Below are 20,901 nucleotides of genomic sequence, written 5' to 3' on the forward strand. Positions count from 1 at the left end.
AACTCGCCTTGTAGCTGGGCAGATAACAAGAAAAAGGACGGCCCATGTCACTTACCCTGGAGCATGTCACGCGGATCGTTGATCACCAGCTGTATATCGACGATGCCTGCCTGAGCTTCGAACCTGGCTCCTTCAATGTGCTGCTGGGGCGCACGTTGTCTGGCAAGACCAGCCTTATGCGCCTGATGGCGGGACTGGACAAGCCCAGCAGCGGACGCATCCTGATGAATGGCGCGGACATGACCAATGTCTCGGTGCGCCAGCGCAACGTTTCCATGGTTTATCAGCAGTTCATCAATTACCCGACCCTGACGGTGTTCGAGAACATCGCCTCGCCGCTGCGTCAAGCTGGTGTGAGCAAGGCTGAGATTCTGGAAAAAGTCCACGCCACAGCGCAAATGCTGCGCATTGATGGCTTGCTTAAGCGCTACCCGCTGGAGCTGTCCGGCGGCCAGCAGCAGCGCACAGCCATGGCGCGGGCGCTGGTCAAGGATGCTTCGCTGATTCTGTTTGATGAGCCGCTGGTCAACCTCGACTACAAGCTGCGAGAAGAGCTGCGCCAGGAGATGCGCGAGCTGTTCCAGGCTCGTCATACCATCGCCATCTATGCCACCACCGAGCCCAACGAAGCCCTGGCCCTGGGCGGCACCACCACCATCCTGCATGAGGGGCGGGTGGTGCAGAGCGGCAAGACCGCCGAGGTCTATCACCGTCCGCAGCAGGTGCTGGCCGCCGAGCTGTTCTCGGAGCCAGCGATCAACCTGATGCCGGGGCGCGTCAGCGGCACCGAAGTAAGTTTTGCCGATACCGTGCATTTCCCGCTCAATCCGGACCTGCAAGGCATTGCCGAGGGTGAATACCGCTTCGGCGTGCGCCCCAGCCATATCGGCCTGGTGCCGTCCAACGATGACGACCTGGAGCTGGCGGTCACGGTCGAGTTGGCCGAGATCAGCGGTTCGGAAACCTTTCTGCATGTGCGCAACGAGCAGTTCGTGCTGGTGCTGCATCTGCCAGGGGTGCATGAGTACGACGTGGACACGCCGATCCTCATCTATATCCCCACCCATAAGCTGTTTGTCTTCGCCGCTGATGGGCAGTTGATTCAGGCGCCCAGTCGCCGCTTGGGGAGGGTCGCCTGATGGCCGAGATCCGCTTGCATAACCTGGCCCACAGTTACAGCCGTGCGCCGACTGAATCAGCCGATTACGCCATCCGCGAGATGAACCATGTGTGGGAGCAGGGCGGTGCCTATGCGCTGTTGGGGCCTTCCGGCTGCGGCAAGTCGACCCTGCTGAACATTATCTCTGGGCTGCTTAGCCCCTCCCATGGCGAAGTACAGTTTGATGGCAAAGTGGTCAACGCACTGCCGCCGGAGCTGCGCAATATCGCCCAGGTTTTCCAGTTTCCGGTGGTCTACGACACCATGACGGTGTTCGATAACCTGGCTTTCCCCTTGCGCAATCAGGGCATGAACGAGGCGAAGATCCTCACCAAGGTCAATGAAATTGCCGAGGTGCTGGAGTTGCACCCGCTGCTGCACAAACGCGCTCGCAACCTGACTGCCGACGAAAAGCAGAAGGTCTCCATGGGCCGCGGCCTGGTGCGTGATGACGTGTCGGCGATTCTCTTCGATGAGCCGCTGACGGTGATCGACCCGCACCTGAAGTGGAAACTGCGGCGCAAGCTCAAGCAGATTCACGAGCAGTTCAATATCACCATGGTCTACGTCACCCACGACCAGCTCGAAGCCTCGACCTTCGCCGACAAGATTGCGGTGATGTACGGCGGGCAGATCGTCCAGTTCGGCACCCCGCGTGAGTTGTTCGAGCGGCCCAGCCATACCTTTGTCGGCTACTTTATTGGTAGCCCGGGTATGAACCTGATTGATGTGCTGCCTTATGCCGGCGGTGTGCGCTTCAACAATACCGTGCTGCCGTTGTCGGCAGCGCTCAATCGGCGCCTGGCTGAGCGGCCTGGGGCCAAGCTGAAAATTGGCATCCGCCCGGAGTTCGTGCACGTCTGGGATGGCCCCAACGAAGACGCGCTGTGTGGCGAGGTGGTGCATGTCGAAGACCTTGGCACCTACAAGATTCTCACCCTAAAACTCGATGGCCAGTCGCTCAAGGTGCGCCTGCAGGAAGACCAGCCCGTGCCGCAGCAGCAGGTCTACCTGAGCTTTCCGGCGCAGTGGTTGATGCTCTATGCCGATGACTTTCTGGTTGAGGCGCAAGCGCAGGAGGTGCAGCCATGAAGGTGCAGAACAACAAGGCTTGGTGGCTGGTGCTGCCGGTGTTTCTGTTGGTGGCGTTCAGCGCCATCGTGCCGATGATGACGGTGGTCAACTACTCGGTGCAGGACATCTTCGACCATTCCACGCGCTATTTCGTCGGCGTCGACTGGTACAAGCAAGTGCTGCAGGACACCCGTCTGCATGACTCGCTGCTGCGCCAGTTCATCTTCTCCGCCTGCGTGCTGCTGATCGAGATTCCCTTGGGCATCGCCATCGCCCTGTGTATGCCGACCAAGGGTCGCATGGCCTCGCTGGTGCTGATTGTGTTGGCGATTCCGTTGCTGATTCCGTGGAACGTGGTTGGCACCATCTGGCAGATCTTCGGCCGCGCCGACATCGGTTTGCTCGGCTGGAGCCTGAACAGCCTGGGCATCAGCTACAACTACGCCTCCAACACCAGCGACGCCTGGGTCACGGTGCTGATCATGGACGTCTGGCACTGGACCTCGCTGGTGGCGCTGCTGTGCTATTCGGGGTTGCGCGCCATTCCGGATGTGTACTACCAAGCCGCGCGCATCGACCGTGCATCCGACTGGGCCGTGTTCCGCCATATCCAGCTGCCCAAGCTGAAAAGCGTGCTGCTGATCGCGGTAATGCTGCGCTTTATGGACAGCTTCATGATTTACACCGAGCCCTTTGTGCTGACCGGCGGCGGGCCGGGCAATGCCACCACCTTCCTTAGCCAGACCCTGACACAAATGGCCATCGGCCAGTTCGATCTGGGCCCGGCGGCGGCGTTCTCCTTGGTGTACTTCCTGATCATCCTGTTGGTGTCCTGGCTGTTCTACACCGCCATGACCCACAACGATAAGACTCGCTGAGGCCGACCATGACCCTACGCAAGAAGGTGGTATTGGGGCTGTATGTCCTGTTCCTGCTGGTGCCGATTTACTGGCTGCTGAACATGTCGTTCAAGAGCAACACCGAGATCCTTGGCGGCCTGACGCTGTGGCCGCATGGCTTCACTCTCGATAACTACAAGGTGATCTTCACCGACCCGAGCTGGTACGAGGGTTATCTCAACTCACTGTATTACGTGTGCCTGAACACGGTGATTTCGCTGACAGTGGCGCTGCCGGCGGCCTATGCGTTTTCGCGCTACCGCTTTCTCGGCGACAAGCACCTGTTCTTCTGGTTGCTGACTAACCGCATGGCGCCACCGGCGGTGTTTCTGCTGCCGTTCTTTCAGCTGTACTCGTCGATCGGCCTGTTCGATACGCATATCGCCGTGGCGCTGGCGCACTGCCTGTTCAACGTGCCGCTGGCGGTGTGGATTCTCGAAGGCTTTATGTCCGGCGTGCCGAAGGAGATTGATGAAACCGCTTATATCGACGGCTACAGCTTCCCGAAATTTTTCGTGAAGATCTTTATTCCGCTGATTGGCTCGGGCATCGGCGTTACCGCGTTCTTCTGCTTCATGTTCTCCTGGGTTGAGCTGCTGCTGGCGCGCACCTTGACCTCGGTAGATGCCAAGCCGATTGCCGCGGTGATGACGCGTACGGTGTCGGCATCGGGGATCGATTGGGGCGTGCTGGCGGCGGCGGGGGTGTTGACCATTCTGCCGGGCATGCTGGTGATCTGGTTTGTCCGTAACCATGTGGCCAAGGGCTTTGCCCTGGGCCGGGTATAGGAGTCGCGACTATGGATTGGATGGCCTGGACTCTGCCAACGGCGTTGTTTTTCGGCTTTATCGGCATGCTGCTGGTCGGCATGACGATCTGGGAGCTGCGTTCGCCCTGTATCGAGCGCAAAGGCTTGTTGCCGATTGCTACCACCCGTGGTGATCGGCTGTTTATCGGTCTGCTTGGAAGTGCCTACCTGCACCTGCTGGTGGTGGGCGCGACCGATTGGAGTGTCTGGATAGCCTCGGTGCTGTCCCTGTTCTGGTTGTTTGCAGTGATGCGTTGGGGCTGAACCGGGCTGCCTTGGCCGTGCCCGCTGGTTGGGCGCGGCCATGACCCGCTTGCCTCATTCCAAACCCTGAGATGGAGGTCTCTATGTTCGACAATAACAACAAAACTCGACATAGCATGGCGCTGGCTGCCCTGCTGACGTTGTCCGGCTTGAGCGGCGCAGCCTGGGCTGATGCCTACGAAGAAGCGGCAAAGAAGTGGATCGGCGAGGAGTTCAGCCCCTCGACCCTGACGCCCGAGCAGCAGCTGGCTGAGCTGCAGTGGTTTATCAAGGCCGCCGAGCCGTTTCGCGGCATGAGCATCAGCGTGGCCTCGGAAACCATCGCCACCCACGAATATGAGTCCAAGGTGCTGGCCAAGGCCTTCAGCGAAATCACCGGGATCAAGCTCAAGCACGACCTGATGCAGGAGGGCGATGTCGTCGAAAAGCTGCAAACCCAGATGCAGTCGGACAAGAACATCTACGACGGCTATATCAACGACTCCGACCTGATTGGCACCCACTTCCGCTACGGCAAAGCGGTAGCCATCAGCGACATGATGGAAGGCGAAGGCAAGGCGGTGACCTCGCCGACCCTCGATCTGCAGGACTTTATCGGAATTTCCTTCACCACCGGACCTGACGGCAAGCTCTATCAGCTGCCGGACCAGCAGTTCGCTAACCTCTACTGGTTCCGCGCCGACTGGTTCGAGCGTCCGGAGCTGAAGGCCAAGTTCAAGGAAATCTACGGCTACGAGCTGGGTGTGCCGGTCAACTGGTCGGCCTATGAAGACATCGCCGAGTTCTTCTCCGAGAAGGTCAAGGAAATCGATGGCCAGCGCATCTACGGCCATATGGATTACGGCAAGAAGGACCCATCCCTGGGCTGGCGCTTTACCGATGCCTGGTTCTCTATGGCGGGTGGCGGCGACAAGGGGCTGCCTAACGGCTTGCCCGTGGATGAGTGGGGTATTCGCGTAGACGGTTGCCGTCCGGTGGGTTCCAGCGTCGCCCGTGGCGGCGATACCAACGGCCCGGCGGCGGTGTATGCCACCAGCAAGTATGTCGACTGGATGCGCAAATACGCGCCGCCAGAAGCGCAGGGCATGACCTTCTCCGAGTCCGGCCCGGTGCCAGCGCAGGGCAGCATCGCTCAGCAGATCTTCTGGTACACCGCCTTTACCGCTGACATGACCAAGCCAGGTCTGCCGGTAGTAAATGAAGACGGCACGCCGAAGTGGCGTATGGCGCCTTCACCGAAAGGGCCGTACTGGGAAGAGGGCATGAAGTTGGGCTATCAGGACGCCGGTTCCTGGACCTTCCTCAAATCCACCCCGGAGAAACAACGCCTGGCCGCCTGGCTCTACGCGCAGTTCGTTACTTCGAAAACCGTATCGCTGAAGAAGACCCTGGTTGGCCTGACGCCGATTCGTGAGTCGGATATCAACTCGCAGGCCATGACCGACGTTGCGCCGAAACTGGGCGGCCTGGTGGAGTTCTATCGCAGCCCGGCGCGGGTGCAGTGGACTCCGACCGGCACCAACGTGCCTGACTACCCGCGTCTGGCTCAGCTGTGGTGGCAATTCATTGCCGAAGCAGCCAGCGGCGACAAGTCACCGCAAGAGGCGCTGGATGGCCTGGCAGCGGCGCAGGACACCATGCTGGGTCGCCTTGAGCGTTCCGGCGTGCTCGGCGAGTGTGGACCGAAGMTGAACGAGCCGCGTGATCCGCAGTACTGGCTGGATCAGCCTGGCGCACCGAAGCCGAAACTGGCCAACGAGAAGCCCAAGGGTGAAACCATCAACTACAACGAACTGCTGAAATCTTGGGAACAAGCCCGCGACTGACGCTGTGGGTTGAACTAGGCATAAAAAAACGGCACCTAAGGTGCCGTTTTCTATTTCTGTCGGCGCGGCACTCAGTCGTGCAAATGCTCCGCGGCATGCAGGGTGTTTTCCAGCAGGCAGGCGCGGGTCATCGGGCCAACGCCGCCCGGGACCGGAGTGATCCAGCCAGCGCGGGGCCGGGCGGTTTCATACACCACATCGCCAATCAGCTTGCCGTCGGTCTGACGGTTGATGCCAACGTCGATAACGATGGCGCCAGGCTTGATCCATTCGCCATGCACCAGGCCAGGCTTGCCGGCCGCTACCACGACGATGTCGGCCTGACCGACATGCATCGGCAGGTCTTTGGTGAAGCGGTGGGTCACGGTGACGGTGCAGCCAGCGAGCAGCAGCTCCATCGCCATTGGGCGGCCGACGATATTCGAGGCGCCAACCACCACCGCGTGCATGCCGTACAGGTCGACGCCGGTGCTTTGCAGCAAGGTCATGATGCCTTTCGGGGTGCAAGGGCGCAGCAGTGGCATGCGCTGGGCCAGGCGGCCGATGTTGTAAGGGTGGAAACCATCAACGTCTTTATCCGGGCGAATGCGCTCCAGTAATAAAGAAGCGTCGAGATGTTCTGGCAGTGGCAGCTGCACCAGAATGCCGTCGATGCTCGGCTCGTCATTCAGGCGGTCGATCAATGCCATCAGCTCGTCCTGGCCGGTGCTGGCTGGCAGGTCATAGGCCTGCGATACGAAGCCGACTTCTTCGCAGTCTTTGCGTTTGTGCGAAACGTAGACCTGGGACGCAGGGTCGCTACCGACGAGAATCACCGCCAGCCCGGGTGCGCGCAGGCCTTGCTGACGTCGTTCGGCGACACGTTGGGCGATCTGCTGGCGCAGGCTGGCGGCAATTGCTTTGCCATCGATCAGTTGTGCGGTCATTGCGCTTGGTTAACCATAAAGAAAGGATGGAAAAAGGACGCGCATTCTCGCATGACCATGCTGTGGGGCAAAGGCGCACGCCGCGGTTTTCGCGTAACTCCTTTAAATGGCTGAATTTTTTTAACTTTTCCTGTTGACGACCTGAAACTGCCTCTATAACATTCGCCCCGCTTGTCGAGCACAGCCAGTCGCTGGGTAAGACGGCAAAGGTCGAAGCTGCAAAGTTTTTTCCGAAGCCGAAAGCTTTAAGTCTGCATCTGCAGATGGATAGGCGCCCGTAGCTCAGCTGGATAGAGCATCCGCCTTCTAAGCGGATGGTCGCAGGTTCGAGTCCTGCCGGGCGTGCCATTTGGCGGTCTTGGCTCAAGCAAAATGCAATATGGTGGGCGTAGCTCAGTTGGTAGAGCGCAGGATTGTGACTCCTGTTGTCGTGGGTTCGATCCCCATCGTCCACCCCATATTCCAAAGCGCCAGGTTAATTCCTGGCGTTTTTGTATAAAGCTTTACCACGCGGACGTGGTGGAATTGGTAGACACACTGGATTTAGGTTCCAGCGCCGCAAGGCGTGAGAGTTCGAGTCTCTCCGTCCGCACCATCTTTTAACTCCCTCCCGTTTGCCGCCTGCATCTAGGGTGACTTCTGCAAATCGACCCTCTAGAATGCATGCCCTTGATTAGGGGCCGGCAAGCGGCCGGCTTATGTCTGTGCAACGAGGATTATCCATGCAAGTTTCTGTTGAAAGTACCTCTGCTCTCGAGCGCCGTATGACCGTTGGCGTCTCTGTTGAGCGCATCGAGACTGAAGTCAACAAGCGTCTGCAGCAGACTGCCCGTCGTGCCAAGGTCCCTGGTTTCCGTCCTGGCAAAGTGCCAATGAGCGTGATCCGTCAGCGTTATGAAGATGCTGCGCGTCAGGAAGCTCTGGGTGATCTGATCCAATCCACTTTCTACGAAGCCGTTGTTGAGCAGAAGCTCAATCCAGCTGGCGCTCCGGCCGTTGAGCCGAAGTCGTTCGAGAAAGGCAAGGATCTGGAATACGTTGCGACCTTCGAAGTATTCCCGGAGTTCACCGTTGGCGGCTTCGAGTCCATCGCCATCGAGCGCCTGCAGGCTGACGTGGCTGACGCCGACGTCGACAACATGCTGGAAATCCTGCGCAAGCAGAACACCCGTTTCGAAGCCACCGAGCGTGCTGCTGAGAATGGCGATCAGCTGAATATCGATTTCGTTGGCAAGATCGACGGCGAAGCTTTCGCGGGCGGTTCGGCCAAGGGCACTCAGCTGGTTCTCGGCTCCGGCCGCATGATCCCTGGCTTTGAAGATGCCCTGGTTGGCGCCAAGGCCGGCGAAGAGCGCGTAATCAACCCGACTTTCCCGGCTGATTACCAGAATCTGGACCTGGCTGGCAAAACTGCCGAGTTCACTGTCACCGTCAACAGCATTGCGGCCCCTCAGCTGCCTGAGCTGAATGATGACTTCTTCGCCCTGTTCGGCGTGAAAGAAGGCGGTCTGGAAGGCTTCCGCGCTGAAGTGCGCAAGAACATGGAGCGCGAGCTGCGCCAGGCCATCAAATCCAAGGTTAAAAACCAGGTGATGGACGGTCTGTTGGCTGCCAACCCGATCGAAGTGCCGAAGGCGCTGATCAGCAACGAAGTGAACCGTCTGCGCGTGCAGGCCGTTCAGCAGTTCGGTGGCAACCTCAAGCCTGAGCAGCTGCCAGCTGAGCTGTTCGAAGAGCAAGCCAAGCGTCGTGTTGTGCTGGGCCTGGTTGTCGCTGAAGTGGTCAAGCAGTGTGAACTGAAGCCGGACGACGCCCGCGTTCGCGAAATGATTCAGGAAATGGCTTCGGCTTACCAAGAGCCTGAGCAGGTTGTGGCCTGGTACTACAAAAACGACCAGCAAATGAACGAAGTGCGTTCGGTTGTACTGGAAGAGCAAGTTGTAGATACTGTTTTGCAGAAGGCCAACGTGACCGATAAAGCGGTCTCGTACGAAGAAGCTGTCAAGCCGGTAGAAGCACCACAAGCCGCCTGATTTCTTTACCTCGTTCGAACACGCCATAAGCCAGCCTCCGTGCTGGCTTATGCGTATTTGTGACATGACTATTTAGGGAGCGAGTGCACGCATGTCCCGCAATCCTTTTATGCAGCAAATGCCTGATATCCAAGCCGCTGGCGGCCTGGTACCCATGGTTGTCGAGCAGACGGCTCGCGGTGAGCGCGCCTACGACATCTATTCGCGCCTGCTCAAGGAGCGAGTGATCTTTCTTGTTGGCCCTGTAGAGGACTACATGGCCAACCTGATCTGTGCGCAACTGTTGTTCCTTGAGGCGGAAAATCCGGACAAGGACATTCACCTGTACATCAACTCCCCGGGTGGTTCGGTGACAGCGGGTATGTCGATTTACGACACCATGCAGTTCATCAAGCCTAACGTGTCCACTACCTGTATTGGTCAGGCGTGCAGCATGGGCGCATTCCTGCTGACCGCTGGCGCCGAGGGCAAGCGTTACTGCCTGCCGAACTCGCGCGTGATGATTCACCAGCCTCTGGGTGGTTTCCAAGGGCAGGCGTCGGACATCGAAATTCACGCCAAGGAAATCCTCTTCATCCGTGAGCGCCTCAACATGCTGATGGCCAAGCACAGTGGACGCACCTTGGAAGAAATCGAGCGCGATACCAACCGTGATAATTTCATGAGCGCCGAAGCCGCTCGTGAGTACGGGTTGATCGACGCAGTGATTGAAAAGCGCCCCGCTTAATATAAGCAACTCAAAATAGGGCGGGTCGGCGTGTCCGGCCTCTGGCGGGCTTGAAAAAGCCCGCATAAGCCTTCATCTTGTGTTGCAAGCCTATCGGATTTGGATTGAACGAATGACTGACACCCGCAACGGCGAGGACAACGGCAAGCTGCTTTATTGCTCCTTCTGCGGCAAAAGCCAGCATGAAGTGCGCAAATTGATTGCCGGCCCCTCGGTCTTTATCTGCGACGAGTGCGTCGACCTGTGCAATGACATCATCCGTGAGGAGGTGCAGGAAGCCCAGGCCGAGAGCAGCGCGCATAAATTGCCTGCTCCCAAGGAAATCAGCACCATCCTCGATCAGTACGTCATTGGTCAGGAGCGTGCGAAAAAGGTTCTGGCGGTAGCGGTGTACAACCACTACAAGCGCCTCAACCAGCGCGACAAGAAAGACGATGTCGAGCTGGGCAAAAGCAACATCCTGCTGATTGGTCCGACTGGCTCGGGTAAAACCCTGCTGGCCGAAACCCTGGCACGCTTGCTTAACGTACCGTTCACTATCGCCGACGCCACCACCCTGACCGAAGCCGGTTATGTCGGTGAGGACGTCGAGAACATCATTCAGAAGCTGCTGCAGAAGTGTGATTACGATGTGGAAAAAGCCCAGATGGGCATCGTCTACATCGACGAAATCGACAAGAWTTCGCGCAAATCGGATAACCCGTCGATTACCCGCGACGTATCGGGCGAGGGCGTGCAGCAGGCACTGCTCAAGCTGATCGAGGGTACGGTTGCCTCAGTGCCGCCGCAGGGCGGTCGCAAGCATCCGCAGCAGGAGTTCCTGCAGGTTGATACGCGCAACATTCTGTTTATCTGCGGTGGTGCGTTCTCTGGTCTGGAAAAAGTTATCCAGGGTCGCTCGACCAAGGGTGGTATCGGCTTCAGCGCCGAAGTCCGCAGCAAGGAAGAGGGCAAGAAAATCGGCGAGTCACTGCGCGCCGTTGAGCCTGATGACTTGGTCAAGTTTGGCCTGATTCCTGAGTTCGTGGGCCGCTTGCCGGTTATCGCCACGCTGGATGAATTGGACGAAGCGGCTTTGGTGCAGATTCTGACTGAGCCGAAGAACGCCCTGACCAAGCAATACGCCAAGCTGTTCGAGATGGAAGGGGTTGAACTGGAGTTCCGTCCGGATGCGCTGAAATCGGTTGCCCACAAGGCGCTGGAGCGTAAGACCGGGGCCCGCGGCCTGCGTTCGATTCTCGAAGGTATCCTGCTCGATACCATGTACGAGATTCCGTCGCAGTCTGATGTCAGCAAGGTGGTTATCGATGAAAGCGTCATCGATGGCACCTCCAAGCCGTTGCTCATTTATGAGAACAACGAGCTGCCAGCCAAGGCTGCGCCTGACGCGTAACAGCTTTGCAACATGTTGAAAGCAAGGGGCCTGCGGGCCCCTTTGCTTTTGCTGCGCCAGCGCTTGTTTTTTGTTGGGGCTGCCCCCATCTTAGGGCTAAGGGTCATCCCATCTGTTTACGGCCGTATGGCCGCTGTAGAGCCAAAATCATGAAGACAACCATCGAATTGCCTCTCCTGCCGTTGCGCGATGTTGTGGTCTATCCGCACATGGTCATTCCGTTATTCGTCGGGCGTGAGAAATCCATTGAGGCCCTTGAGGCTGCGATGACGGGCGACAAACAAATTCTGCTCCTCGCACAGAAGAATCCTGCTGACGACGATCCGGATGAGGCTGGCCTCTACCGCGTCGGTACCGTCGCCACTGTGTTGCAGCTGCTGAAATTGCCAGACGGCACCGTCAAGGTGTTGGTCGAGGGCGAGCAGCGCGGCGAGATTGAGCGCTTTATCGAGGTCGATGGTCACTGCCGGGCTGAAGTGCAGCTGATCGATGAGGTGGCTGCCGCCGAGCGTGAGTCCGAGGTCTTCACCCGCAGCCTGCTCAGCCAATTTGAGCAGTACGTACAGCTCGGCAAGAAGGTACCTGCCGAGGTGCTGGCGTCCCTCAATGGCATCGATGAGCCGAGCCGCTTGGTCGACACCATGGCCGCGCATATGGTGCTGAAGATCGAGCAGAAGCAGGAAATCCTGGAAATCACTGATCTGCAGGCGCGGGTCGAGCATGTTCTGGCGCTGCTTGATGCTGAAATCGACCTGTTGCAGGTCGAGAAGCGCATCCGTGGTCGGGTCAAGAAGCAAATGGAGCGCAGCCAGCGCGAGTACTACCTGAATGAGCAGATGAAGGCCATCCAGAAGGAGCTGGGCGACAGCGAAGAAGGTCATAACGAACTCGATGAGCTGAAAAAACGCATCGAGAATGCTGGGCTGACTGCCGAAGCGCACACCAAGGCAAATGCTGAACTGAACAAGCTCAAGCAGATGTCGCCGATGTCGGCTGAAGCCACCGTGGTGCGCTCTTATATCGATTGGCTGGTCAATGTGCCGTGGAAGGCGCAGAGCAAGGTACGCCTGGATCTGGCGCGTGCCGAAGCGATCCTCGATGCCGACCATTACGGTCTGGATGAGGTCAAAGAGCGCATTCTTGAATACCTCGCCGTGCAAAAGCGCGTGAAGAAAATCAAAGGTTCGGTGCTTTGTCTGGTCGGCCCGCCTGGTGTGGGTAAAACCTCGCTGGCTGAGTCGATTGCCAGCGCCACCAACCGCAAGTTCGTACGCATGGCCCTTGGCGGCGTACGTGATGAGGCGGAAATCCGTGGTCATCGCCGCACTTACATCGGTTCCATGCCAGGTCGTCTGATTCAGAAGATGACCAAGGTTGGCGTGCGCAACCCGCTGTTCCTGCTCGATGAAATCGACAAGATGGGCCAGGACATGCGCGGCGACCCTGCGTCGGCGCTGCTTGAGGTACTGGACCCAGAGCAGAATCACAACTTCAACGATCACTATCTGGAGGTCGATTACGACCTGTCCGATGTGATGTTCCTCTGCACGGCCAACTCGATGAACATTCCAGGGCCGTTGCTGGACCGTATGGAGGTGATTCGCCTACCGGGTTACACCGAAGCCGAGAAGATCAACATCGCGATCAAATACCTGGCGCCCAAGCAGGTTCAGGCCAATGGTCTGAAGAAGGTTGAGCTGGTGTTTGAGGACGCAGCGATCCGCGACATCATTCGCTATTACACTCGCGAGGCGGGTGTGCGCGGTCTGGAACGGCAGATTGCCAAGGTGTGCCGTAAGGTGGTCAAGGAGCACTCCACCGAGAAGCGCTTCCAGGTCACCGTCACAGCTGATTCGCTTGAGCATTTCCTCGGCGTGCGTAAGCACCGCTATGGTTTGGCCGAGCAGCAGGATCAAATTGGTCAGGTCACCGGCCTTGCCTGGACCCAGGTTGGCGGTGAGCTGCTGACCATCGAGGCGGTTGTGGTGCCTGGTAAAGGTCAGCTGATCAAAACCGGCTCGCTTGGTGATGTGATGCTGGAATCCATCACTGCTGCGCAGACTGTTGTACGCAGTCGAGCTAAGAGTCTGGGCGTGCCTGTGGACTTCTATGAGAAGCAGGACATCCATATCCATATGCCGGAAGGGGCGACGCCCAAAGATGGCCCCAGCGCAGGCGTTGGCATGTGTACGGCGCTGGTTTCAGCCCTGACGCAGATACCGGTGCGTGCGGACGTGGCAATGACCGGTGAAATTACCCTGCGTGGTCAAGTATTGGCCATTGGTGGTTTGAAAGAAAAACTGCTGGCCGCTCACCGTGGTGGAATCAAGACCGTGATCATTCCGGAAGAGAATGTGCGCGATTTGAAAGAGATTCCGGAGAATATTAAGCAAGACCTGCAGATTAAACCGGTTAAATGGATTGACGAGGTCCTGCAAATTGCGCTGCAATACGCCCCGGAGCCCTTGCCTGATGCGGCTCCCATGGTTGCAAAGGATGAAAAACGCGAGACTGATTCCAAGGAGCGAATTAGCACGCATTAGCCGGAGGGGTTTCTTGACACATTTTTAGAGCCCTTGTTATAAAGCGGCTCTTATCGTGTCGGCAGGCTCTCCGCACCAGCTTCGCTTACATTTAAAAGCAAGAAATAAACTCAACAGAAATTAAGGGGACTTAAGAGTGAACAAGTCGGAACTGATCGATGCCATCGCTGCATCTGCTGATATCCCAAAAGCTGTTGCCGGCCGTGCGCTGGACGCAGTAATTGAATCCGTTACTGGCGCTCTGAAGGCTGGTGACTCCGTAGTACTGGTTGGCTTCGGCACCTTCGCTGTTAAAGAGCGTGCTGCTCGCACTGGCCGTAATCCACAAACTGGTAACCCGATCAGCATCGCTGCTGCCAAGATTCCAGGCTTCAAAGCCGGTAAAGCTCTGAAAGACGCTGTCAACTAAGCCTCTTTCGGTTTTGCCCAGCAGATCAGTTGAATGGCTGATCTGACGCGGGGCGGGATGTTCAGTCAGTCATAACTCGCTGAACACGACGAATCAGCTGCTTGAGTTCGATCCGCTTCGCCAGTTACGAGAAGGCGCATCCACTGATGCGCCTTTCTTCTATCCGGATTTTACCCACACTGCGCGACTGCTTTATTTGTACAGTCGTTCTGGGGGACGCATGCTGCAAAACATCAGGGACAATTCACAGGGTTGGATTGCCAAAACCATCATCGGCATCATTGTCGCGCTGCTCGCGCTGACGGGTGTGGATGCCATTTTTACCAGCACCAGTAATAGCCAGAATGCCGCTGAAGTGAATGGCGAGAAGATCACTTCTGCCGAGCTCAGCCAGGCTGTCGAGATGCAGCGTCGTCAATTGCTGCAACAGTTGGGGCGCGATTTTGATGCCTCCCTGCTGGACGAGAAGCTGCTGCGTGAAGCCGCCCTGAATGGCCTGGTTGAGCGCACCTTGTTGCTCGATAGCGCCAAAAACGCCAAGTTCGCCTTTTCGCAACAAGCGCTGGATCAGCTGATCCTGAAAACACCTGAGTTTCTTGTTGATGGCCAGTTCAACGCTGAGCGTTTCGATCAGGTTATCCGTCAGCTGGGCTACAGCCGCTTGCAGTTCCGCCAGATGCTTGAGCAGGAAATGCTCATCGGTCAGTTGCGCGCTGGTTTGGCCAACAGCGGCTTTGTGACCGATGCCCAGGTGCAAGCCTTTGCCGCCCTGGAAAAGCAGACCCGCGACTTCGCCACGCTGACCCTCAAAGCTGATCTGGATGCAGTCACGCTTAGCGATGACGACATCAAGGCGTATTACGACGCTCAGGCCAGCGAGTTCATGAGTCCTGAGCAGGTTGTGCTGGAATACGTCGAATTGAAGAAGGATGCCTTCTTCGATCAGGTTGAAGTCACTGATGAGGCGCTGCAAAGCGCTTATCAGAGCGAAATCGCCAATCTCGCCGAGCAGCGCCGTGCCGCGCACATTCTGGTTGAGGTCAACGATAAGCTGAATGACGAACAAGCCCAGGCCAAACTGGTTGCGGTGCAGAAGCGTCTTGAGCAGGGCGAAGATTTCGCCGCGCTGGCCAAAGAAGTCTCCGATGATTCGGGTTCGGCAGGTGAGGGCGGTGATCTGGGCTTTGCCGGCCCTGGCGTATATGACCCTGCCTTTGAAGAAGCGCTGTATGCGCTGGACGAGAATGCTGTATCGGCTCCCGTACGCAGTGAGTTCGGCTGGCACCTGATCAAGCTGTTGGGCGTTCAGGCGCCGGAAGTGCCGAGCTTCGCCAGCCTGGAAGAGAAACTGCAGCGCGACCTCAAGGCGCGTCAGGTTGAGCAGCGCTTTGTCGAAGTTTCCAAAGACCTTGAAGACGCCGCGTTTGAAGCCTCTGACCTGGCTCAGCCAGCTCAGGAGCTGGGTCTTGAGGTCAAGACCACTGAGGCCTTTGGTCGTCAGGGTGGTACTGAAGGCCTGACTGCCAATCGTCAGGTGATTCAAGCGGCATTCAGCGATGAAGTGCTGGAAGACGGCAGCAACAGCAGTGTGATCGAGCTTGATCCGAACACTGTGGTGGTGGTGCGCGTTAAAGAGCACAACAAGCCTGAGCAACTGCCGCTTGAGCAGGTTGCCGATAGCATCCGCGCTCAGTTGACCAAGGTTCGTGCAAGCGAAGCCGTCAAAGCCCAAGCCGAGGAGCAGCTGGCTGCTCTGCGCGCAGGTCAGACGCCGGTTACCCAGGCCGATGCTGCGCAAGGCTGGAATGTTGTTGAAGCGGCGACGCGTAGCCAGGAAGGCGTTGAGCCGGTGGTGCTGCAGGCGCTGTTCCGCATGCCCAAGCCTGAAGCGGCCGACAAGCCGACTTTCGCCGGTATCAGTCTGAGCAATGGCGATTTCGTGATCATCCGTCTCAATGGCGTAAGCCAGCCTGAGCAAGCGCTGTCGGATGAGGACAAGGCCATGTACAGCCGCTTCCTCGCCTCGCGCGTTGGTCAGCAGGACTTCGCCGCGTTCCGCAAGCTATTGGAAGAGAAGGCTGATATCGAGCGCTTCTGATCGATATCGCTGACGTATAAAAAAGGCCGCTTGATTAAGCGGCCTTTTTCATTGCTGCGGTTTAACCACTCACTCTTCCATGGCGCCCATGGCGGTGGTGTTGAAGCCGCCGTCGACGTACATGATCTCGCCGCTGACGCCCGAGGCCAGATCCGAGCAGAGGAAGGCGCCGGCGTTGCCGACTTCATCGATGGTCACGTTGCGGCGCAGTGGGGTCTGCTTCTCGTTGGCCGCGAGCATCTTGCGGAAGCTCTTGATACCGGAAGCCGCCAGGGTGCGAATCGGGCCAGCGGAGATGGCGTTGACGCGGGTGCCTTCTGGGCCGAGGCTGCCGGCCAGGTAACGGACGCCGGCTTCCAGGCTGGCCTTGGCCATGCCCATGACGTTGTAGTTCGGCATGGTGCGTTCTGCGCCCAGGTAGGACAGGGTCAGCAGGCTGCCATTGCGGCCTTTCATCATCTCGCGGCCAGCTTTGGCCAGGGCAACGAAGCTGTAGGCGCTGATGTCGTGAGCAATGCGGAAGCCTTCACGGGTGGTGACGTCGGTGAAGTCGCCGTCCAGTTGGTCGCCAGGGGCGAAGCCTACCGAGTGAACGATGCAATCCAGACCGTCCCACTTCTTGCTCAGGGCTTCGAATACCGAGGCGATTTCCTCATCGTTGGCTACATCGCAAGGGAAGCACAGCTCAGGACCTGAGCCCCAATCAGCGGCAAAGCCTTCGACACGGCCTTTGAGCTTTTCGTTCTGGTAGGTGAAGGCCAATTCGGCGCCTTCACGGTGCATGGCTGCCGCGATGCCGGAGGCGATGGACAGTTTGCTGGCGACGCCAACGATCAGTACGCGCTTGCCGCTTAGAAAACCCATGGGTGTTGTTCCTCTTCCTGTCTACAAGGATTGGCAGGCAGTTGAAAAGCTACCTGCGTTGCCATCACTGCGTTAAAAACAGACGAAAAATGCTCATTTACAGCGCGTAAACTCCGCTTTTTCGCCTGCTTTTGCCTTGCGCTGGCTGCCTCGCCAACGCTTTTCAATAGCCTGTTAGTCAGCTGGGACCATAAAGGCCGCTTCCAGCAACTGCTGTGTATAGATGTCCTGTGGCGCGGCAAAGACACGTGCCGCCGGGCCTTGCTCGACCACTTTGCCCTGTTTGACCACCATCACCTGGTGACTCAAGGCCCTGACTACCGCCAGGTCATGGCTGATAAACAGGTAAGTCAGATTGTATTTGGCCTGCAGCGAGCGTAGCAGCTCGACCACCTGGCGCTGCACGGTGCGGTCGAGGGCCGAGGTTGGCTCATCCAGCAGGATCAGTGCGGGTTTCAGCACCAAGGCGCGGGCGATGGCGATGCGTTGGCGCTGGCCACCGGAAAACTCGTGGGGATAGCGATGGCGGGTTTCCGGGTCCAGGCCCACTTCCACCAGAGCGGCGATAATCGCCTGTTCCTGCTCGGCCTCGCTGCCCATGCGGTGAATCTGCAAACCTTCGCCGACAATCTGGCCAACGCACATGCGCGGGCTGAGGCTGCCGAAGGGGTCCTGAAACACCACCTGCATCTGCCGGCGCAGCGGGCGCACGTCGTGTTGCGAGAGTTGATCGATGGTCTGGCCCTGGAAGCGGATACTGCCCTGACTGCCGAGCAGGCGCAGAATCGCCAAGCCCAAGGTGGATTTACCCGAGCCGCTTTCGCCGACGATGCCCAGGGTATGGCCCTGCGGCAGGCTGAAGTTGATGCCGTCCACGGCTTTGACATGGTCGACCGTGCGGCGCAGCAAGCCCTTTTTGATCGGGAACCAGACGCGCAGGTTGTCGATTTCCAGCATGGTTTTGCCCGGCGGCTGATCGACCGGGTCGCCCGTGGGTTCGGCGCCCAGCAGCTCGCGGGTGTAGGGGTGTTGTGGGTCTTTAAACAGGGTTTCGCAGGCCGCCTGTTCAACGATATGCCCGTGTTGCATGACGCAGACGCGGTGGGCAATCCGTCGCACCAGATTGAGGTCGTGGCTGATCAGCAGAATCGCCATGCCCAGGCGCGCCTGCAGGTCCTTGAGCAGTTCAAGAATCTTCAGCTGCACAGTGACGTCCAGCGCGGTGGTTGGCTCGTCGGCAATCAGCAGTTCCGGCTCATTGGCCAGGGCCATGGCGATCACCACACGCTGGCGTTGCCCGCCTGACAGCTCGTGTGGATAGGCCTTGAGGCGCTTGTGCGGCTCGGGAATACCAACCAGCTCCAGCAGCTCCAGTGTGCGCGCTGTGGCGGCCTTGCCGCGCAGACCTTTATGCAGGGCCAGCACCTCGTTGATCTGCTTTTCGATGCTGTGCAGCGGGTTGAGCGAGGTCATGGGCTCCTGAAAGACCATGGCGATACGGTTGCCGCGAATGCCGCGCAGCTTGTTCTCGTTCAGTTTAAGCAGGTCTTGCCCGGCGTAGTGAATGCTGCCGCTGGGGTGCTGCGCCAGCGGGTAGGGCAGCAGGCGCAGGATAGAGTGCGCGGTGACCGATTTGCCCGAGCCGCTTTCGCCCACCAGGGCCAGGGTTTCACCGCGCTTGATGTCGAAGCTGACGCCTTCCAGCACACGCTGCTTGAGGCTGCCGCTGACGAACTCGACCGCCAGGTCGCGGACTTCGATGAGGGTGTTGGAGTCGGTCATGTCATTTCCTCGGATCGAAGGCATCACGTGCCGCTTCGCCGATAAACACCAGCAGGCTGAGCATCAGGGCGAGGACGGCAAAGGCGCTAATACCGAGCCAGGGCGCCTGCAGGTTGGATTTGCCCTGGGCCACCAGCTCGCCGAGTGACGGCGCGCCAGGCGGCAGGCCGAAACCGAGGAAATCCAGCGCGGTGAGGGTGCCGATCGCGCCGGTGAGGATGAACGGCATAAAGGTCATGGTGGAAATCATCGCGTTGGGCAGGATATGGCGAAACATGATCGAGCCGTTCTGCATCCCCAGGGCACGGGCTGCGCGCACGTATTCCAGGTTGCGCCCACGGAGGAACTCGGCGCGCACCACATCCACCAGGCTCATCCAGGAGAACAGCAGCATGATGCCCAGCAGCCACCAGAAGTTCGGTTGCACGAAGCTGGCGAGGATGATCAGCAGGTAGAGCACCGGCAGGCCGGACCAGATTTCCAGAAAGCGCTGCCCAGCCAGATCGACCCAGCCGCCGTAGAAGCCCTGCAGGGCGCCGGCAAACACGCCGATTACCGAACTGGCCAGGGTCAGGATCAGGGCGAACAGCACCGAGATGCGGAAGCCATAGATCACCCGCGCCAGCACGTCGCGGCCCTGGTCATCGGTGCCCAGCAGGTTTTCCGCCGAAGGCGGCGCCGGGGCGGGCACCTGCAGGTCGTAGTTGATGCTGGAGTAGCTGTAGCGGATCGGTGGCCAGATCATCCAGCCGTCCTTTTCCTTGATCAGTTCCTGGATATACGGACTCTTGTAGTTGGCCTGCAGCGGGAATTCGCCACCGAAGGTGGTTTCCGGGTAGCGCTTGAAGACCGGGAAATACAGTTCGCTGTCGTAGCTCACCACCAACGGTTTGTCGTTGGCGATCATCTCGGCGCCGAGGGTGACGAAGAACAGCGCGAGAAACACCCACAGCGACCACCAGCCGCGTTTGTGCGCCTTGAACAGCTGGAAGCGGCGTTGATTGATTGGCGACAGTTTCATCTCAACCCTCCCGGCTTTCGAAGTCGATACGCGGATCGACCAGGGTGTAGGTAATGTCGCCGATCAATTTCACCACCAGGCCCAGCAACGTGAAGATAAACAGGGTGCCGAACACCACCGGGTAATCGCGGTTGATCGCAGCCTCGAAGCTCATCAGGCCGAGGCCGTCGAGGGAGAAGATCACCTCGATCAGCAATGAGCCGGTAAAGAAGATGCCGATAAAGGCCGCCGGGAAGCCGGCGATGATGATCAGCATGGCGTTGCGGAACACATGGCCATAGAGCACGCGGTTGTTGCTTAGGCCCTTGGCGCGAGCAGTGACCACATACTGTTTGTTGATCTCATCAAGAAAGCTGTTCTTGGTCAGTAGCGTCAGGGTGGCGAAGTTGCCAATAACCAGGGCAGTGACGGGCAGTGCCAGGTGCCAGAAGTAGTCGAGCAGCTTGCCGGTAAAGCTCAGCTCGTCGAAGTTGTTCGAGGTCAGCCCGCGCAGCGGGAACCAGTCCCAGTAACTACCCCCGGCAAACAGCACGATCAGCAGGATGGCGAAGAGGAAGGCCGGGATGGCGTAGCCGACGATGATCAGTGAGCTGGTCCAGACGTCAAAGGCGCTGCCATGGCGGGTGGCCTTGGCGATGCCCAGCGGGATCGACACCAGGTACATGATCAGCGTGCTCCACAGCCCCAGGGAGATCGATACCGGCATCTTCTCGATGATCAGGTCGATGACCTCGGCATCGCGAAAGAAACTTGAGCCGAAATCCAGCTGCGCGTAACTCTTGAGCATCAGCCAGAAGCGTTCCGGGGCGGACTTATCGAAGCCGTACATGCGTTCGATTTCCGCCACCAGCTCCGGGTCCAGTCCCTGGGCACCGCGGTAGTTGGAACCGGCCACCGAGACTTCTGCACCGCCACCGGCAATCCGGCTGGTAGCGCCGTCAAAGCCTTCCAGCTTGGCGATCATCTGCTCGACTGGGCCACCGGGGGCGGCCTGGATGATGATGAAGTTGATCAGCAGAATGCCGAACAGCGTGGGGATGATCAGCAGCAGCCGACGAAAGATATACGCCAGCAT

17 protein-coding genes and 3 tRNA genes are annotated in these 20,901 nt (G+C 58.5%); 15 read left to right on the forward strand and 5 right to left on the reverse strand.

The features are described 5' to 3' along the window. Nucleotides 1-44 precede the first annotated feature (44 nt). The 6 genes from P3C18_RS14780 (at nt 45) to P3C18_RS14805 (ending at nt 6,030) form a co-directional block, all read left to right on the forward strand. Nucleotides 45-1,139: an ABC transporter ATP-binding protein gene (locus P3C18_RS14780; RefSeq protein ID WP_275962611.1), complete on the forward strand. Its 1,095-nt coding sequence runs from the start codon at nt 45-47 to the stop codon at nt 1,137-1,139. Further along, the gene (locus P3C18_RS14785) at nt 1,139-2,251 is read left to right on the forward strand and encodes an ABC transporter ATP-binding protein (RefSeq protein ID WP_275962612.1); all 1,113 of its coding nucleotides are present in this window, start codon (nt 1,139-1,141) and stop codon (nt 2,249-2,251) included. The genes P3C18_RS14780 and P3C18_RS14785 overlap by 1 nt, the downstream gene beginning before the upstream one ends. After that, nucleotides 2,248-3,111 (forward strand): sugar ABC transporter permease, encoded by an 864-nt coding sequence (locus P3C18_RS14790; protein WP_160014187.1) that lies wholly within the window; start codon nt 2,248-2,250, stop codon nt 3,109-3,111. Before P3C18_RS14785 ends, P3C18_RS14790 begins: the two co-directional genes overlap by 4 nt. Before the next feature lie 8 nt (nt 3,112-3,119). Continuing rightward, nucleotides 3,120-3,920, forward strand: coding sequence for a carbohydrate ABC transporter permease (locus P3C18_RS14795; RefSeq protein WP_090255867.1), 801 nt, complete (start codon nt 3,120-3,122; stop codon nt 3,918-3,920). 11 nt (nt 3,921-3,931) lie between these two features. After that, nucleotides 3,932-4,204, forward strand: a complete 273-nt coding sequence (locus P3C18_RS14800; RefSeq protein WP_090255866.1) for a DUF2160 domain-containing protein — start codon at nt 3,932-3,934, stop codon at nt 4,202-4,204. Nucleotides 4,205-4,287: 83 nt separating this feature from the next. Further along, nucleotides 4,288-6,030 carry an ABC transporter substrate-binding protein gene (locus P3C18_RS14805; RefSeq protein ID WP_275962613.1) on the forward strand — a complete coding sequence of 581 codons (1,743 nt, stop codon included), beginning with the start codon at nt 4,288-4,290 and terminating at the stop codon, nt 6,028-6,030. A 71-nt stretch (nt 6,031-6,101) separates the two neighbouring features. Here P3C18_RS14805 and folD read toward each other — a convergent pair whose 3' ends face one another. Further along, the gene (gene folD, locus P3C18_RS14810; RefSeq protein ID WP_275962614.1) at nt 6,102-6,956 is read right to left on the reverse strand and encodes a bifunctional methylenetetrahydrofolate dehydrogenase/methenyltetrahydrofolate cyclohydrolase FolD; all 855 of its coding nucleotides are present in this window, start codon (nt 6,954-6,956) and stop codon (nt 6,102-6,104) included. A 271-nt stretch (nt 6,957-7,227) separates the two neighbouring features. Between folD and P3C18_RS14815 the strand changes: the two genes are divergently transcribed. The 9 genes from P3C18_RS14815 to P3C18_RS14855 all read left to right on the forward strand — a co-directional run bounded on the left by P3C18_RS14815 (nt 7,228) and on the right by P3C18_RS14855 (nt 16,159). After that, nucleotides 7,228-7,304 (forward strand) — tRNA-Arg (locus tag P3C18_RS14815). Nucleotides 7,305-7,338: 34 nt separating this feature from the next. Beyond that, a tRNA-His gene (locus P3C18_RS14820) sits at nt 7,339-7,414 on the forward strand. 52 nt (nt 7,415-7,466) lie between these two features. Beyond that, nucleotides 7,467-7,551, forward strand: a tRNA-Leu gene (locus tag P3C18_RS14825). 127 nt (nt 7,552-7,678) lie between these two features. Then, entirely contained in the window at nt 7,679-8,989 is a 1,311-nt protein-coding gene (gene tig / locus P3C18_RS14830) for a trigger factor (RefSeq protein WP_275962615.1), read from the forward strand. A gap of 91 nt (nt 8,990-9,080) precedes the next feature. Further along, nucleotides 9,081-9,716: an ATP-dependent Clp endopeptidase proteolytic subunit ClpP gene (gene clpP, locus P3C18_RS14835; protein WP_275962616.1), complete on the forward strand. Its 636-nt coding sequence runs from the start codon at nt 9,081-9,083 to the stop codon at nt 9,714-9,716. A 112-nt stretch (nt 9,717-9,828) separates the two neighbouring features. Continuing rightward, nucleotides 9,829-11,109, forward strand: coding sequence for an ATP-dependent Clp protease ATP-binding subunit ClpX (clpX, locus tag P3C18_RS14840; protein WP_275962617.1), 1,281 nt, complete (start codon nt 9,829-9,831; stop codon nt 11,107-11,109). 149 nt (nt 11,110-11,258) lie between these two features. Next, on the forward strand, nt 11,259-13,652 hold the full coding sequence (lon, locus tag P3C18_RS14845; protein WP_275962618.1) for an endopeptidase La: 2,394 nt from the start codon (nt 11,259-11,261) through the stop codon (nt 13,650-13,652). Nucleotides 13,653-13,788: 136 nt separating this feature from the next. Further along, on the forward strand, nt 13,789-14,061 hold the full coding sequence (gene hupB / locus P3C18_RS14850; protein ID WP_010490206.1) for a nucleoid-associated protein HU-beta: 273 nt from the start codon (nt 13,789-13,791) through the stop codon (nt 14,059-14,061). A 220-nt stretch (nt 14,062-14,281) separates the two neighbouring features. Then, complete coding sequence (locus P3C18_RS14855; RefSeq protein WP_275962619.1) at nt 14,282-16,159, forward strand: SurA N-terminal domain-containing protein; 1,878 nt, start codon at nt 14,282-14,284, stop codon at nt 16,157-16,159. A 69-nt stretch (nt 16,160-16,228) separates the two neighbouring features. On the opposite strand, the gene fabI is transcribed toward P3C18_RS14855, so the two are convergent. The 4 genes from fabI to P3C18_RS14875 form a co-directional block, all read right to left on the reverse strand. Beyond that, a complete protein-coding gene (fabI, locus tag P3C18_RS14860; RefSeq protein WP_275962620.1) occupies nt 16,229-17,023 on the reverse strand; it encodes an enoyl-ACP reductase FabI in 795 nt (264 codons plus the stop codon). Nucleotides 17,024-17,197: 174 nt separating this feature from the next. After that, nucleotides 17,198-18,805 (reverse strand): ABC transporter ATP-binding protein, encoded by a 1,608-nt coding sequence (locus tag P3C18_RS14865; protein WP_275962621.1) that lies wholly within the window; start codon nt 18,803-18,805, stop codon nt 17,198-17,200. A gap of 1 nt (nt 18,806) precedes the next feature. Further along, complete coding sequence (locus P3C18_RS14870) at nt 18,807-19,826, reverse strand: ABC transporter permease (protein WP_275962622.1); 1,020 nt, start codon at nt 19,824-19,826, stop codon at nt 18,807-18,809. 1 nt (nt 19,827) lies between these two features. Then, on the reverse strand, nt 19,828-20,901 hold the full coding sequence (locus P3C18_RS14875) for a microcin C ABC transporter permease YejB (protein ID WP_275962623.1): 1,074 nt from the start codon (nt 20,899-20,901) through the stop codon (nt 19,828-19,830).

Origin of the sequence: Pseudomonas sp. 1928-m, assembly GCF_029269135.1 — a bacterium.
In the GTDB taxonomy this organism is placed as follows: Bacteria; Pseudomonadota; Gammaproteobacteria; order Pseudomonadales; family Pseudomonadaceae; genus Aquipseudomonas.